Raw genomic sequence first — 13,552 nt, forward strand, 5'->3', positions numbered from 1 at the left:
GCGGGTCGTTAGCTCAGTTGGTAGAGCAGTTGGCTTTTAACCAATTGGTCGTAGGTTCGAATCCTACACGACCCACCAAATTATGCCGAAACGCCCCGATCTCTTAGAGGTCGGGGCGTTTTGCTATGGATGCTAGGTATCGGCTCGTCTGCGCGGCAAGGCAATGCCATGGCGTTATGGCGACGACAAGCGTCTCAATTCGAGCTAAAATGGCCGTTGGGCAGGTGATGCGGGAGCCGCACCGCCAACGCCCTCTGGAGCCTCGGTGCGTGCAGAGAGCACGACCGCCGATGCATCTGGTGCCATGCAGGGGGAGCCCCTGCCAGTCACAGTGGTAGACACGATGACGATCATGACTTCCCGAGCCGAGGTGCGCGAGCATCTGGCCCGCGCCTACTGCCCGACGCGCATTCCCGCCGAGGATGAGGCGCGTATCGATGAAATCAAACGCCTGCTGCATGAGCGTAATGCCGTGCTGGTAGCGCATTATTATACCGACGACGCCATCCAGCAGCTTGCCGAGGAAACCGGCGGCTGTGTGGCCGACTCCCTGGAAATGGCCCGTTTCGGTGCCCGCCATGAGGCCTCGACCCTGGTGGTGGCCGGTGTGCGCTTCATGGGCGAGACGGCCAAGATTCTATCGCCTGAAAAGCGTGTGCTGATGCCGACCCTCGAGGCGACCTGCTCGCTGGATATCGGCTGCCCGGCCGATGAGTTCGCGGCCTTCTGCGATGCCCACCCCGACCGCACCGTAGTGGTCTACGCCAACACCTCGGCCGCCGTGAAGGCGCGCGCCGATTGGGTGGTGACGTCCTCGATTGCCGTCGACGTGATCGAGCATCTCAAGGCCCGAGGCGAGAAGATTCTGTGGGCGCCGGACAAGCATCTGGGAGGCTACATCCAGCAGCAGACCGGCGCCGACATGCTGCTCTGGGACGGTGCCTGCATCGTGCACGAGGAGTTCAAGGCCAAGGGCATCGAAGACCTCAAGGCGCTCTATCCGGAGGCGGCGGTGCTGGTGCACCCGGAGTCCCCGGCGGCGGTGGTCGAGCTCGCCGATGTGGCAGGCTCCACCTCTCAGCTGATCAAGGCGGCCAAGGAGCTGCCTCAGGACAAGCTGATCGTGGCCACCGACCGCGGCATCTTCTTCAAGATGCAGCAGGCGGTGCCGGAGAAGACCCTCTTCGAGGCGCCGACAGCCGGGCGTGGCGCGACCTGCAAGAGCTGCGCCCATTGCCCGTGGATGGCCATGAACGCCCTGGATAACCTGGCCGGCGCGCTGCGCGAGCTGAGCGGCGAGATTCAGGTGGACGACGCGCTGCGCGTGAAGGCGTTGAAGCCCCTGGAGCGGATGCTCAACTTCCAGCGCTAAGCCAGCCCCCGGCCTTGATTGGCCGGTAGTGGCGGCGCATGTCGCCCATGTCACTTGAGTTGAACTGGCCGAAAGCACAGCGGCCCGCCCTCTGGTTGGGGGCGGGCCGCTTTTTTGTATTGGGGCGGGCCGCTTCTTTGCATTGGAGAGAAACGAAAGGGGCCGCCAATAGCGAGGCGTCGCCGGCTACTGAAAGTCCTTGAGCTCCTCACGGTAGGCTTCGAAGGCCTCGCGGCGCTCCTCGATACGACCGGTAATGCCGATGTCACTTGCCTGTTTGGCCACGTCCTCGGCGATATCCAACTGGCGAATGGCCTGAGTGATGTGACCAGTCAACTGCAGGTATTCGGCGCGGGCCAGGTGGCTCCAGGCCTCGCGGTCGCTGCGCCCGGCGGCCTCTGACAGCAGGTTGAAGACCTGAGGGGCTTCGGGGCGCTGCTCGCTAAGGTCGCGCAGCGTGCCGAAGGCGGCGTTGGGGTCCTGCTGTAGCTGGGCTTCCGCTTCGATCATGCGGGCCGGGAAATAGTCCGGCATCAGCCGCAGCACGTGTTGGCTGCGGGACAAGGCTTCGCCGTGCTGCCCGGCATCCAGTGCCAGTTCGGCGGCGCTGGTGGGAATCAGCGGCAGGTCAGGCCATTCCCGCGCCAGGGCATCGAGCGCCGAGAGCGCGCCGGCCAGGTCTCCCTGACGAGCGCGGATCAGGGCCGCCAGGTAGCGCTTGGCGGCCGGCGAGGGGGCGCTCTGGTTGAGCAGGGTGACGGCTTGGGTCGGGGCGTCCTGGTGAATCAGCAGCAGCGCGCGGGCGCGTACCATGTCATATTGCGGCCCCGTGTCGCGGAGGCTGCCGGCTCCCATGCCCATGGCTCTGGCCTGAATATCGCTGATACGCGACTCGGTGAGCGGGTGAGTGAGCAGAAACTCCGGCGGGTTGCCGCCCTGCAAGGCTGCCTGACGCTGCATGGCGCGGAACATGTCGACCATGGCCTGAGGGTCGTAGCCGGCCTCGCGCATCACCTGCAGGCCTTGGCGATCGGCCTCCTGTTCGTAGCGCCGCGAATAGGCCAACTGGTCCTGAAAGAAGGCGGCTTGCGAGCCCATTGCCGCGGCAATTCCTGCATCGCCTCCGCCGCCGGCGGCGATCAGCATGCCGGCAAGCATCGCGGCCATGGTCGGCAGCTGGGTCTCTTCTGCTCTGGCTTTCTGACGAGCGTAGTGGCGCAGTGACAGGTGGCCCAGTTCGTGGGCCAGCACCGAGGCGAGAGCGGCTTCGTCCTTGGCGAAGGCAAAGAGGCCGGCGTTGATCCCCACCACGCCCCCGGGCACCGCGAAGGCATTGAGCACTCGGCTGTCGACCAGGGTCACCAGCAGTTGATTGCGCTGGATGCCGCTGTCGGGCAGCAGGCGGGCGATCAGAGTGTCGACATAGTCTTGGCTGAGCGGGTCCTGCCATAGCGGTGCATGGGCGCGGAACTGCCGCAGCCAGGTACGGCCCAGGCGGTATTCCTCGCTCGGGTTGACGCCGCTGGTGGCCGAACCAAGCTGTGGCAGGTCGAATTCAACGGCCTGGGCTGGCGTCGTGGTCAGGGCGCCGGTCATGGCCAGCGTGGCGATGGCGTATCGCCAAGCCTTCCAGGGTGATGGCATGATGTTCCTCGTGCATGAGCGCCCGGGCGAGGCGCGCCTTCTTCTCCGACCGCTGCCGATCCGCTAAAGTGCCGTGTACTGAGAGCCGCCTGGCGGTTCGATCTTCAATTCCCATTTTTCATCCCCCATTGTTTCGGGAGACGGCATGACCTTGCAACCAGACGATGTGCTCGATGCCCGAGACCTGCCCTGCCCGCTGCCGTTGCTCAAGGCCAAGCAGGCACTGTCGCGGCTGGCGGTAGGGCAGGTGCTCGAGGTGATGGCCACCGATGCCGGCTCATGGCGGGACTTCGAGTCCTACATTGCCCAGAGCGGCCACGAGATGCCAGCGCGGGAGACGCGCGGCGAGGTCTATCATTACTGGCTGCGCAAGGGCGATAAGGAGCGTTCGGCATGACGCTGAAGGCATTGTTTTCGGGCTGGCTGGAGCGCTACTTCTCTGACGAGGAAGCGGTCATCCTGCTGTTGCTGCTGATTGTCGGCACCGCGGCGGTGGTGCTGCTGGGCGGCATGCTCGCGCCTTTTCTCACCGCGCTGGTGATCGCCTTTCTGCTGCAGGGGGCGGTGAACTGGTTGACCCGACGCCATGTGCCGAATTTGGCAGCGGTGCTGCTGGTGTACCTGGGCTTTCTCGGCATCTTGTTAGCCATGGCGCTGATCGTCATGCCGCTGATCTGGAACCAGATGGTCAGCCTCGTCCAGGAGATTCCGCGCATGTTCGCCAGTGGCCAGAGCTTTCTGGATGAGGTTCAACTGCGCTATCCCAACCTGGTCACCCCGGACCAGATTCAGGGCTGGATCGACGCGGCCGGCCGCGAGCTTACCCAGGTCGGGCAGCGGGCCCTGACCCTGTCGCTGGCCTCGCTTGGCAACTTGATGGATCTGATCATCTATCTGGTGCTGGTGCCGATCCTAGTGTTCTTCATGCTCAAGGATCGCGAGCGGCTGGTCGGTTTCACGCTATGGCTGATGCCGCGCAAGCGCGACCTGATGACCCGTATCTGGCACGAGATGGACGCCCAGATCGCCAACTACGTGCGCGGCAAGTTCATCGAAATCGTGATCGTGGGGAGTGCCGGCTTCCTGACCTTTGCCTATTTCGGCCTGCCGTACTCGGCGCTGCTGGGCATGTTGGTAGGACTGTCGGTGCTGATTCCCTTCATCGGTGCTGCCGTGGCGACGCTTCCGGTGGCCGCGGTTGCGGGCTTCCACTTCGGCATCGGTGAGCAGTTCTTGTACGTGATCCTCGCCTACGGCGTGCTGCAGGCACTGGATGGTAACGTGCTGGTGCCGATTTTGTTCTCCGAGGCTGTCAATCTGCACCCGGTGTCGATCATCTTGGCGGTGCTGTTCTTCGGCGGTATCTGGGGCTTCTGGGGAATCTTCTTCGCGATTCCGCTGGCAACGCTGCTCAAGGCGCTGGTCTATGCCTGGCCGAGAGGGATACAGGAGCTCGCCGACCAGCCGGTCAGAGGCGAGCAGCATAGCTAAAGGCCCCGCCCAGGCCGCCATTGTCGGCCGGCGTGGGCGGGGAGGGGTATCAACCGGCGTGAAGGGCCTGGGCCGCTTCGAGCACTTCCTCGACATGGCCCTTGACCTTGACGCCTCGCCATTCGCGGGCAAGCTTGCCTTCGCTATCGATCAGGAAGGTGCTGCGCTCGATCCCCAGGTGCTCCTTGCCGTAAAGCTTCTTGAGCTTGATGACGTCGAATAGTTTGCAGACCGCCTCGTCCTTGTCGGAGATCAACTCGAAGTTGAAGGCCTGCTTGGCCTTGAAGTTTTCCTGGGCGCGAATGCCGTCTCGAGACACGCCGATAATCACGGTGTTGGCGGCATCGAAGGCATCCTTGCGGTCGCGAAAGTCACCGCCTTCGGTGGTGCAGCCCGGGGTGCTGGCCTTGGGGTAGAAGTAGATCACGACCTGTTGGCCCTTGAGTTCTGACAGGGTCACGGTGGTGTCGCCGGTCGCTGTGGCAGTGAAGTCGGGTACGGGGTTGCCGAGGCTTAAGCTCATGGGAAGCTCCTTAGGCAGTAGTGGATATCATCGCGAGTAGCGAAATTCAGCGCTTTGAATTCACGGTTCCGGGGCATCATGGTGTTGGCATGATCTGTCGGCATCGAATGCCGAGCATCCAGATTGTGCAAAGATTACACGTCAGCGCCGCGGTGCTGTAAAGGCTCTGTCGAAGACGGCGATACCTAAACGAAAGTCCTTGCGTTGGGTTCTGTACAGGCTCTGGCGGCCTGAGTACCATCTAGGCCCTGGCTTCATATGCGGCTTCATACCGGTTCAACCATCAGCGCCATCTTCTGCGGCGGCTGATGCATAGGCGTTTGTAGAGGAAAGAAGATGATCACAGGCAGTATCGTCGCCCTGGCGACGCCGATGAAGGCAAACGGAGAGATCGATTGGGAGGCGCTGCGCCGCCTGGTGCGCTTTCACCTCGAGCATGGCACCGATGGCATCGTCGCCGCCGGTACGACCGGTGAGCCGACCACCATGTCCTTCGCCGAGCACTTCGACGTCATTCGCACCGTGGTAGAAGAGGTCGGTGGCCGCATCCCGGTCATCGCCGGTACCGGCTCGAACAACACCACCGAGGCAGTGGAGCTGACCCGATACGCCAAGGAAGTCGGCGCCGATTACTGCCTGACGGTGGCGCCCTACTACAACAAGCCGACCCAGGAAGGCCTGTTCCAGCACTTCAAGGCCATTGCCGACGCCAGCGACCTGCCGGTGATTCTCTACAATGTGCCTGGTCGCACCTGCTCGGACATCTACAACGAGACCGTGCTGCGCCTTGCCGAAGTCGACAACATCGTCGGCCTCAAGGATGCCACCGGTAACCTGGAGCGCGCCGAGGATCTGATCGAGCGCCTCAAGGGCTCGGACTTCATGCTCTACTCTGGCGATGACGCCACCGCCTGTGACTTCATGCTGATGGGCGGCCACGGCGACATCTCGGTAACCGCTAACGTGGTGCCCCGCGCCATGCACGACCTGTGTGCGGCCGCCGTGGCCGGCGATGCCGACAAGGCACACCAGATCAATACCCGGCTGATGCCGCTGCATACGCAGCTGGGCATTGAGGCCAACCCGATTCCGGTCAAGTGGGCACTGAATCACATGGGCTACGCCGAGCAGGGCATTCGTCTGCCGCTGACCTGGCTGTCCGAGAAATATCATTCAACGGTCGGCGAGGCGCTGCAACTGGCAGGCGTCAGCGACGACTGAACGCCCCTCGCTTGTCCGATAATCAAGGTGGATGCATGAAAGCTGCCACGAACTGGATGCCGCTGGTAGCGGCCATTGCCCTGACAATGGCCGGCTGTTCCAGCGGCGGCTACTACGATGACCGTAGTGAAGCCTACACCCAGGCCAAGAGTGCCGAGCCGTTGGCCCTGCCGGCCGGCAGCGAGCTCTATGAGACCCGCGAAGCGATGCCGGTACCCAGAGCCAACCGGCCTTACCGCAAGCTGGATGACGAATTTACCGCTCCCAGGCCTCAGCCGTCTGTCGCTGAGCGCGATTACGTCGAGCGCCGCAGCATGGGCGATGCCCGCTGGCTGACGGTCAATGACCCGCCGGAAGTGGTGTGGCCGCGTATCGTCGAGTTCGGCGAGCGCCAGCGGCTGAGCGTCACCGATCGCGATGAAGTGGCCCGGCGCCTGACGACGCCCGATGGCGTCATCGTGGTCAACGATGGCCTAGGCGCCACCAGCGAGGTGCGCTGCGAGCTAAACGCAAGCGCTCTCGACGGCTGCCTGAATGCCCTGGCCGGCTACCTCGATGCCCGCGGCCAGACCGCCATGGCTTCGAACCTGTCTAGCCGCAATGCCGCTGGCACTGCGGTGGCGCGCCTGGTTGGCGGTGAGGGCAACCGCGCCTTGTTGATCGATTCCGACGCCGAGCAGGCCTGGGCCGAGCTTAGCCACTTGCTCGAGCGCGACTTCGACCAGCCCGAGCAGCAGCTGCTTGACCAGGACGCCGCAGGCGGCGACTTCGAGATCGCCTACCTGCCGCTGGCCGAGCGCCATCCGGGGATGATCAACCGGCTGTTCAGCGACCAGACGCCCCGTCGTGCGCGGCTCAATGTGGTGCCGGCGGAGAATGGGCAAGCGCGCCTGACGGTAACGAGTGTCGGCGAGCCGGCGCTGGACGATGACGGCGTGCGCGACCTGCTGGGTCGGCTGTCCTCGCTGTTGCGTTGATGCCGCCAGCAACGCCTGCCCTGCACTTCGCGTCGCTGGGCAGTGGAAGCAAGGGCAATGCGACCCTGGTCAGCGACGGCGAGACCCATCTGCTGATCGACTGCGGTTTCGGGCTGCGCGAAACCGAGCGGCGGCTCGCCCGGCTGGGGTTGCACCCGAAGCAGCTCGCTGCGGTGCTGGTGACCCATGAACACGGCGATCATATCGGCGGCGTCGGCGCCCTGGCGCGGCGCCATGGTATGCCGGTCTACCTGACGCCCGGCACCTGGCTGTCGGGTCGCCTCAAGGAAGTGCCGCGCCATGAGTGGATCACCCCCCAGGCGACGTTGGCCATTGGCGGAATCGATATCATGCCGGTGACCGTGCCCCATGACGCCCGAGAACCGGTACAATTCCACTTAAGCGCCCATGGTCGACGGCTGGGTGTCGTGACCGATCTTGGCCATCCCAGCGCCCATGTGATCCAGGCCTTCGCCGGCTGCGATGCCCTGATCCTCGAGTGCAACCATGACCGGCAGATGCTGGCCGATGGGCCTTATCCGCCGCGTCTCAAGCGCCGCGTGGGTGGCGATTGGGGGCATTTGTCCAATCCCCAGGCGGCGACGCTGCTAGCGGGGGTCGGGCTCGACCGGCTGCAGCGGATCGTCTGCTCGCACCTGTCGGAACATAACAACCGCCCAGAGCTTGCGCTGGAAGCGCTGGTGCCGCTGCTCGATGGCGATGAATCACGGCTGGTGGTCGCCGCCCAGGATCAGGGCCTGGACTGGCAGACCATCCGCTAGGCTTTGTTTAGCCCCCGTTTGTCGCACCGCCACGTCATCCGTTACCTGTTTAACGACCCTGTTATCACCTCTGTCCGTTACCTCCCCATTCGGAGACCCCTCATGGAAAAGCGTCAAGAGCTCTATGCCGGCAAGGCCAAGTCGGTCTATCACACTGACGACCCGGATCGCCTGATCCTCGAATTCCGCGACGATACCAGTGCCTTCGACGGCGAGCGGATGGAATCCCTGGCGCGCAAGGGTATGGTCAATAACAAGTTCAATGCCTTCATCATGGGCAAACTTCAGGAAGCCGGCATTCCGACGCACTTCGACGGCCTGCTCTCGGATACCGAGTGCGTGGTCAAGAAGCTCGATATGCTGCCGGTGGAGTGCGTGGTGCGTAACATTGCTGCCGGCAGCCTGTGCCGGCGCCTTGGCGTCGAGGAAGGCCAGGTGCTGACGCCCTCGACCTTCGAGCTGTTCTTGAAGAACGATGCCCAGCACGACCCGATGATCAACGAGTCGCTGGCGGAGACCTTCGGCTGGGCGACGCCCGAGCAGCTCAAGGAAATGAAGGCGCTGACCTACAAGGTCAACGATGTGCTCAAGGCGCTGTTCGAAGAAGGTGGCATGCTGCTGGTCGACTACAAGCTCGAGTTTGGCGTCTTCAAGGGCCAGATCGTGCTCGGCGACGAGTTCTCGCCGGACGGTTGCCGCCTGTGGGATGCCAAGACCCGCGAGAAGCTCGACAAGGACCGCTTCCGCCAGGGCCTTGGCGGTGTGATCGAGGCCTATGAGGAAGTGGGCCGTCGTATCGGTATCAGCTTCGACTGAGGCGGCCAACACGCCATGTCGAACGAAGGGCCTTACGGGGCCCTTCGTCGTTTCTGCACATGGCTAGCGATAAGAGCAATGAGCGACCGGTCGGCCCGGAGCCAGGTGGCGCGAGGGTCTTTTGCCAGGGATGGCAAAAGTAGCGCCCAGGGATGGGGTCATAGCGCCCTCGCGACGTCGTGGCAACGGGCCAGACCTACCAAGCCGAAGCGCTATACCGCCACGATCTCGACCACCTCCAGGCGCGTCTCGCCTGCCGCATTGGCCAGGGCACGAAAGCGCACATCGACATCGCGCAGCCTTACCCCGTAGATACGTGACTCGGCGCCCTTGCGATAGGCGGGGCGGGGGTCCTGGGCCAGCACCTGGCCGATCAGGGCGCGCAGCGAGGCGGCGTCTTCGCGCTGGGACAGGGTTTCCTCGGCCGCTGCGCAAAAGGCCACCGGGCACTGGGGCGGTGCGGCGGGGGCGAAGCCGGCCCTGGCGTCGGGTTGCGCCTCTGCCCACGGCAGGTAGGGCTTGATGTCGAGTATCGGGGTGCCGTCGAGCAGGTCGTGGCCGGAAAGCTCGAGTGCCACGCCGTTGTCGGTATCGATGCCCTTGAGTTCGACCAGCGACAGCCCCAGGCGGTTGGGGCGGTGGGTGCTGCGGCTGGCAAAGACGCCGACCTTGGCATTGCCTCCCAGGCGCGGCGGGCGCACCAGCGGTGACCAGCGCTCGGGACTATGGTGAAAGACGAAGGTCAGCCATAGGTGACTGAAGGCCTCGAGGCCACGCACGCTGAGCGGGTCATCGTAGGGCGGTAGCAGCACCAGGCGGGCGCGGGCGGCCGGCGCCAGTCCTGGCTGGCGGGGTATGCCGAACTTGTCCGGGTAATCGCTCTCGATGCGCCCGATGGGCGTAAGGGCGAAGGCGTCGGCGTTGGATGCAGAAGGAGGATTCATGGGCCGCATTATGCCGTGCCTGCGCAGCTGGCGCACGGCGCTCTATCTTGTGCCATGTGCCTTGCACGGCCATGAGGATTGGCGCCGACGCGCGCCTTAGGTAGTCTGGCGGCATCATTCACGGGAGACACAGCGGTGATCGATCTCGAGCAACTGGCCCGCGCCCAGCAGGCCATCGTGGCCGCCGGTGACGAGCTGTACCGCGCCGGTCAGGTGCCGGCCACCGGCGGCAATTTTTCGGTGCGCCTGGATGCGACTCATATGGCGGTAACGGCATCGGGTCGTCACAAGGGACGGCTGACGCCGGCCGACGTCATGGTCACCGACTTCGCCGTCACACCGCTCGGCAGCCCCCAGAAGCCGTCGGACGAAGCGCGTCTGCATGGCCAGCTCTACCAGGACAGGCCCGAGGCCGGCGCTGTGCTGCATACCCATTCCCGGGCCGCCACCGTGCTGTCGCGCCTGATCGAGGGCGATACCCTGTGGCTCGAGGGGTTCGAGCTGCAGAAAGCAATTGAGGGAGTGGCAAGCCACGATACGGCATTGGCGGTGCCCATCGTCGATAATGACCAGGACATCGCCGCGCTGGCCGAGGTGGCGCGCGAGCGGCTGCGGGGTCTCGATACACGCGCCTATTTGATCCGCGGCCACGGCCTCTATACCTGGGCGCGGGACATGAGCGGATGCCTGCGCCAGGTCGAGGCGCTGGATTTCCTCTTCGATTGTGAACTGATAATGCGCCGTACCCGCTGAGCGGAGCGGCCCACGATACGGCGGGGCGCGGCCCGCCCGCTCGCCTTGCCCGATGGAGTCTTGCCATGAGCTTTCTCAACGTCTACCACGACCATGACCCGGACCAGCCGCTGCTGACCACCCATGATGGTGAGCGCATCGCCGCCGAGCTCGCGGCGCACGGCATTCGGTTCGAGCGCTGGGCCACCAAGGCCGATCTGGCGCCCGACGCTGACCCCGAGGTGGTGCTAGCGGCTTACGCCGAGGAAATCGAGCGTCTCAAGGCCGACAATGGCTTTGCCACCGCCGATGTGATCGGTTTGACGCCTGAACATCCGGACAGGGAGGCGTTACGCGCCAAGTTCCTCGACGAGCATCGTCACAGCGAGGACGAGGTACGCTTCTTCGTGCGCGGCGAGGGGGTCTTCTATCTGCACCTGGATTCGCGGGTCTATGCGGTGGGCTGTGCCCAGGGCGATTTGATGTCGGTGCCGGCGGGCACGCCCCACTGGTTCGATATGGGACCGGCGCCGCACTTTACCGCCATTCGCCTGTTCACCAATCCCGAAGGCTGGGTAGCGAACTTCACCGGCGCGGGTATCGCCGCCCGCTTCCCGCGCTTCGAGGCCTTGCCGACCGGCGGAGGCGAGTCTGCTGAGTCGGCACCGGGGAGCCTTGCATGATTCGCGCCATCGTCACCGATATCGAGGGCACCACCGGCTCGATCGCCTTCGTTCATGAGGTGCTCTTTCCCTATGCCCGCCGGCAGTTGGGCGACTTCGTTCGCCAGCATTACCAGCAGGCCGACGTCGCCAGGCAGCTCGAGGCAACCCGCGAGGAGGCCGCCGAGCCCGATGCGGATATCGAGCGGCTGATCGCCATTCTCGAGGGCTGGATTCAAGAGGACCGCAAGGCCACGCCCCTCAAGGCCTTGCAGGGCATGGTCTGGGAGGCCGGGTATCAGGCCGGGGATTTCACCGGTCACGTCTATCCCGACGCCGCCGAGGCCCTGATGCGCTGGCATGAGCAGGGCTATGCCCTCTACGTCTATTCCTCGGGGTCGATACAGGCCCAGCGGCTGCTGTTCGGCCATAGCGATGTGGGGGATCTTACGCCGCTGTTTGCCGGCTACTTCGACACCACGACCGGCCCCAAGCGTGAGGCCGAAAGCTATAGGCGCATCGTCGAGGCGATCGGTCATGCGCCGCAGGAGATTCTCTTCCTTTCGGACGTCGTCGCCGAACTCGACGCCGCTCGCGCGGCCGGCCTCGCGACCTGCCAGCTGGTGCGTGAGCCCGGTATGACCACCGGCGAACATCCGCTGGCGACACGCTTCGATGAAGTGAGCCTTGATGGAATGGGCCGTGATGCAGCGAGCTTCGACGAGTCGCATCGTGCTGAGGCCCATTGTGAATCAGGAGGAAGCAATGACCGCCGCTGATAGCAGCCCCCGCGCCGGCAAGGCGCGCATCGTCTATCGCGACGCTCTGCCCGATGACGGTGCCGATCAGGCCGAGGTCTTCCATCATGCGGTGATGCAGGGCGCGGCCCAGCACTACAGCGTCGAGCAGCGCCGTGCCTGGGCAGCGGTGCTGCCTCGCGAAGGCAGTGCCTGGGTGGCCCGCCAACTGCTTCACCCGACCCTGGTGGCGGCCTGTGATGGGCGCTGCGTGGGCTTTCTGGAGATCGGGCAGGGCGGTGACGGCGAGGGGCGCATCGAAACGCTCTATGTCTGGCCGTCGCTTGCTCGCCGCGGTATCGGCAGTACCCTGCTGGTCCATGCGGAGCGCATGTTTCTGGAACAGGGACTGGCGCGGGTGCGTATCGAGGCAAGCCTGATGCTGGCGCCGCATTTGATCCAGCGCGGCTGGTGCCAAGAAGGGGAAGAGTGGGTAGAGCGTGGCGGTGAGCGACTGCCACGGGTGCGTCTGGTCAAACGGCTTGATCTGGTCGAGACCTAGACAAGCACTGCGTCTTCCTCGTCGGCCTTTCAGATAAAGCCTGGGATACACGGAATACATGGCATGAATGCCCGCCCGGCGGCGCCATGAGCGCTTTCGGGCGGGGCTCGTGCTGCCCTTGGTGGGCGCTTTAACGGGTCTCGGTTTTCAGGATGCGCATCGACAGGTCGATGGACTGCACGTCCTTGGTCAGGGCGCCGCTGGAGATGCAGTCGACGCCGGTCTCGGCGATCGCTCGCAGGGTGGCGTCACTGACGTTGCCCGAGGCTTCCAGGGTGGCGCGGCCGCTGCCACGGCGTACCGCCTCGCGCAGATCATCCAACGAGAAGTTGTCGAGCATCACCACGTCGGCCGAAGCCGCCAGCGCCTGGTCGAGCTCCTCGAAGGTTTCGACTTCGACCTCGACCGGCAGGTCCTTGGCAATATCTCGAGCTTCCTTGACCGCCGCCGCAATGCCACCACAGGCGGCGATATGGTTCTCCTTGATCAGGAAGGCGTCATAGAGGCCGACCCGGTGGTTGTAACCGCCGCCGCAGGTCACCGCGTACTTCTGGGCCAGGCGCAGGCCGGGCAGGGTCTTGCGGGTATCCAGCAGGCGCACGCCGGTGTCCTGGATCAGGTCGACGTAGGCGCGAGTGCGGGTGGCGGTGCCGGAGAGCGTCTGCAGGAGATTCAGGGCGGCGCGCTCGCCGGTCAGCAGGCTGCGGGCCGGGCCCTCGAGTTCCAGCAGGGTGTCGCCGGCCGCCATCCGGTCGCCGTCGGCATACTGCCAGTTAAGCGCCACCCGGGAATCCAGACGACGATAGAGCTCGTCGACAAAGGCCACGCCGCACAGCACGGCGTCCTCGCGGGTGATAACCCGGGCGGTGGCCCACTGGCGTTCGGGAATCAACTGGGCGGTGATGTCGCCAGGACCGACGTCTTCGGCCAATAACCTAGCGGCACTGGTGCGGATCTCTTCGGCGAGGGCTTCGTGGTAATGCATGGCGTGCCTGGGCTCCCTGGCGTGGGCAGCACCGGCGCAGGGCAGCGGTGCCTGAAGGATGAATCGATGCGACAATGCTTCATTATAGGGAATCCACGCCTGGC

General features: G+C 64.5%; 15 protein-coding genes and 1 tRNA gene. 12 read left to right on the plus strand and 4 right to left on the minus strand.

Going from position 1 to position 13,552, the window contains the following annotated elements; genetic code table 11:
* The first annotated feature begins 2 nt into the window (after positions 1-2).
* Both BLR71_RS03635 and nadA read left to right on the plus strand, forming a co-directional pair.
* Positions 3-78, plus strand: a tRNA-Lys gene (locus tag BLR71_RS03635).
* A gap of 265 nt (positions 79-343) precedes the next feature.
* Positions 344-1,372: a quinolinate synthase NadA gene (gene nadA / locus BLR71_RS03640; protein WP_092523571.1), complete on the plus strand. Its 1,029-nt coding sequence runs from the start codon at positions 344-346 to the stop codon at positions 1,370-1,372.
* A gap of 186 nt (positions 1,373-1,558) precedes the next feature.
* On the opposite strand, the gene BLR71_RS03645 is transcribed toward nadA, so the two are convergent.
* Positions 1,559-3,016 carry a M48 family metalloprotease gene (locus BLR71_RS03645; RefSeq protein WP_092523218.1) on the minus strand — a complete coding sequence of 486 codons (1,458 nt, stop codon included), beginning with the start codon at positions 3,014-3,016 and terminating at the stop codon, positions 1,559-1,561.
* Positions 3,017-3,161: 145 nt separating this feature from the next.
* Here BLR71_RS03645 and BLR71_RS03650 point away from each other — a divergent pair, with 145 nt between their 5' ends.
* Positions 3,162-3,413: a sulfurtransferase TusA family protein gene (locus tag BLR71_RS03650; RefSeq protein ID WP_092523220.1), complete on the plus strand. Its 252-nt coding sequence runs from the start codon at positions 3,162-3,164 to the stop codon at positions 3,411-3,413.
* Positions 3,410-4,507: an AI-2E family transporter gene (locus BLR71_RS03655; protein ID WP_092523222.1), complete on the plus strand. Its 1,098-nt coding sequence runs from the start codon at positions 3,410-3,412 to the stop codon at positions 4,505-4,507. The genes BLR71_RS03650 and BLR71_RS03655 overlap by 4 nt, the downstream gene beginning before the upstream one ends.
* A gap of 49 nt (positions 4,508-4,556) precedes the next feature.
* Here BLR71_RS03655 and BLR71_RS03660 read toward each other — a convergent pair whose 3' ends face one another.
* Positions 4,557-5,030: a peroxiredoxin gene (locus BLR71_RS03660; protein WP_092523224.1), complete on the minus strand. Its 474-nt coding sequence runs from the start codon at positions 5,028-5,030 to the stop codon at positions 4,557-4,559.
* A gap of 336 nt (positions 5,031-5,366) precedes the next feature.
* Between BLR71_RS03660 and dapA the strand changes: the two genes are divergently transcribed.
* The 4 genes from dapA to purC all read left to right on the plus strand — a co-directional run bounded on the left by dapA (position 5,367) and on the right by purC (position 8,826).
* Positions 5,367-6,251 carry a 4-hydroxy-tetrahydrodipicolinate synthase gene (gene dapA, locus BLR71_RS03665; protein WP_092523226.1) on the plus strand — a complete coding sequence of 295 codons (885 nt, stop codon included), beginning with the start codon at positions 5,367-5,369 and terminating at the stop codon, positions 6,249-6,251.
* Between the two features lie 35 nt (positions 6,252-6,286).
* A complete protein-coding gene (locus BLR71_RS03670) occupies positions 6,287-7,228 on the plus strand; it encodes a hypothetical protein (protein ID WP_092523228.1) in 942 nt (313 codons plus the stop codon).
* Complete coding sequence (locus tag BLR71_RS03675) at positions 7,228-8,010, plus strand: MBL fold metallo-hydrolase (RefSeq protein WP_092523230.1); 783 nt, start codon at positions 7,228-7,230, stop codon at positions 8,008-8,010. The genes BLR71_RS03670 and BLR71_RS03675 overlap by 1 nt, the downstream gene beginning before the upstream one ends.
* A gap of 102 nt (positions 8,011-8,112) precedes the next feature.
* Positions 8,113-8,826 carry a phosphoribosylaminoimidazolesuccinocarboxamide synthase gene (gene purC, locus BLR71_RS03680; RefSeq protein WP_092523231.1) on the plus strand — a complete coding sequence of 238 codons (714 nt, stop codon included), beginning with the start codon at positions 8,113-8,115 and terminating at the stop codon, positions 8,824-8,826.
* Between the two features lie 212 nt (positions 8,827-9,038).
* Here the strand turns inward: purC and tsaA are convergent, their stop codons facing one another.
* Positions 9,039-9,770: a tRNA (N6-threonylcarbamoyladenosine(37)-N6)-methyltransferase TrmO gene (gene tsaA, locus BLR71_RS03685; protein WP_092523573.1), complete on the minus strand. Its 732-nt coding sequence runs from the start codon at positions 9,768-9,770 to the stop codon at positions 9,039-9,041.
* Between the two features lie 135 nt (positions 9,771-9,905).
* Here tsaA and BLR71_RS03690 point away from each other — a divergent pair, with 135 nt between their 5' ends.
* From BLR71_RS03690 to BLR71_RS03705, 4 genes are all read left to right on the plus strand, one after another.
* Complete coding sequence (locus BLR71_RS03690; protein ID WP_092523233.1) at positions 9,906-10,523, plus strand: methylthioribulose 1-phosphate dehydratase; 618 nt, start codon at positions 9,906-9,908, stop codon at positions 10,521-10,523.
* A gap of 65 nt (positions 10,524-10,588) precedes the next feature.
* Complete coding sequence (locus tag BLR71_RS03695; RefSeq protein ID WP_092523235.1) at positions 10,589-11,185, plus strand: 1,2-dihydroxy-3-keto-5-methylthiopentene dioxygenase; 597 nt, start codon at positions 10,589-10,591, stop codon at positions 11,183-11,185.
* Positions 11,182-11,943, plus strand: a complete 762-nt coding sequence (mtnC, locus tag BLR71_RS03700; protein ID WP_092523237.1) for an acireductone synthase — start codon at positions 11,182-11,184, stop codon at positions 11,941-11,943. The genes BLR71_RS03695 and mtnC overlap by 4 nt, the downstream gene beginning before the upstream one ends.
* Entirely contained in the window at positions 11,930-12,463 is a 534-nt protein-coding gene (locus BLR71_RS03705) for a GNAT family N-acetyltransferase (RefSeq protein WP_092523239.1), read from the plus strand. Before mtnC ends, BLR71_RS03705 begins: the two co-directional genes overlap by 14 nt.
* Before the next feature lie 130 nt (positions 12,464-12,593).
* Here the strand turns inward: BLR71_RS03705 and nadC are convergent, their stop codons facing one another.
* The gene (nadC, locus tag BLR71_RS03710) at positions 12,594-13,448 is read right to left on the minus strand and encodes a carboxylating nicotinate-nucleotide diphosphorylase (protein ID WP_092523242.1); all 855 of its coding nucleotides are present in this window, start codon (positions 13,446-13,448) and stop codon (positions 12,594-12,596) included.
* Positions 13,449-13,552: the final 104 nt, after the last annotated feature.

This window comes from Onishia taeanensis, assembly GCF_900100755.1.
Classification (GTDB): domain Bacteria; phylum Pseudomonadota; class Gammaproteobacteria; order Pseudomonadales; family Halomonadaceae; genus Onishia; species Onishia taeanensis.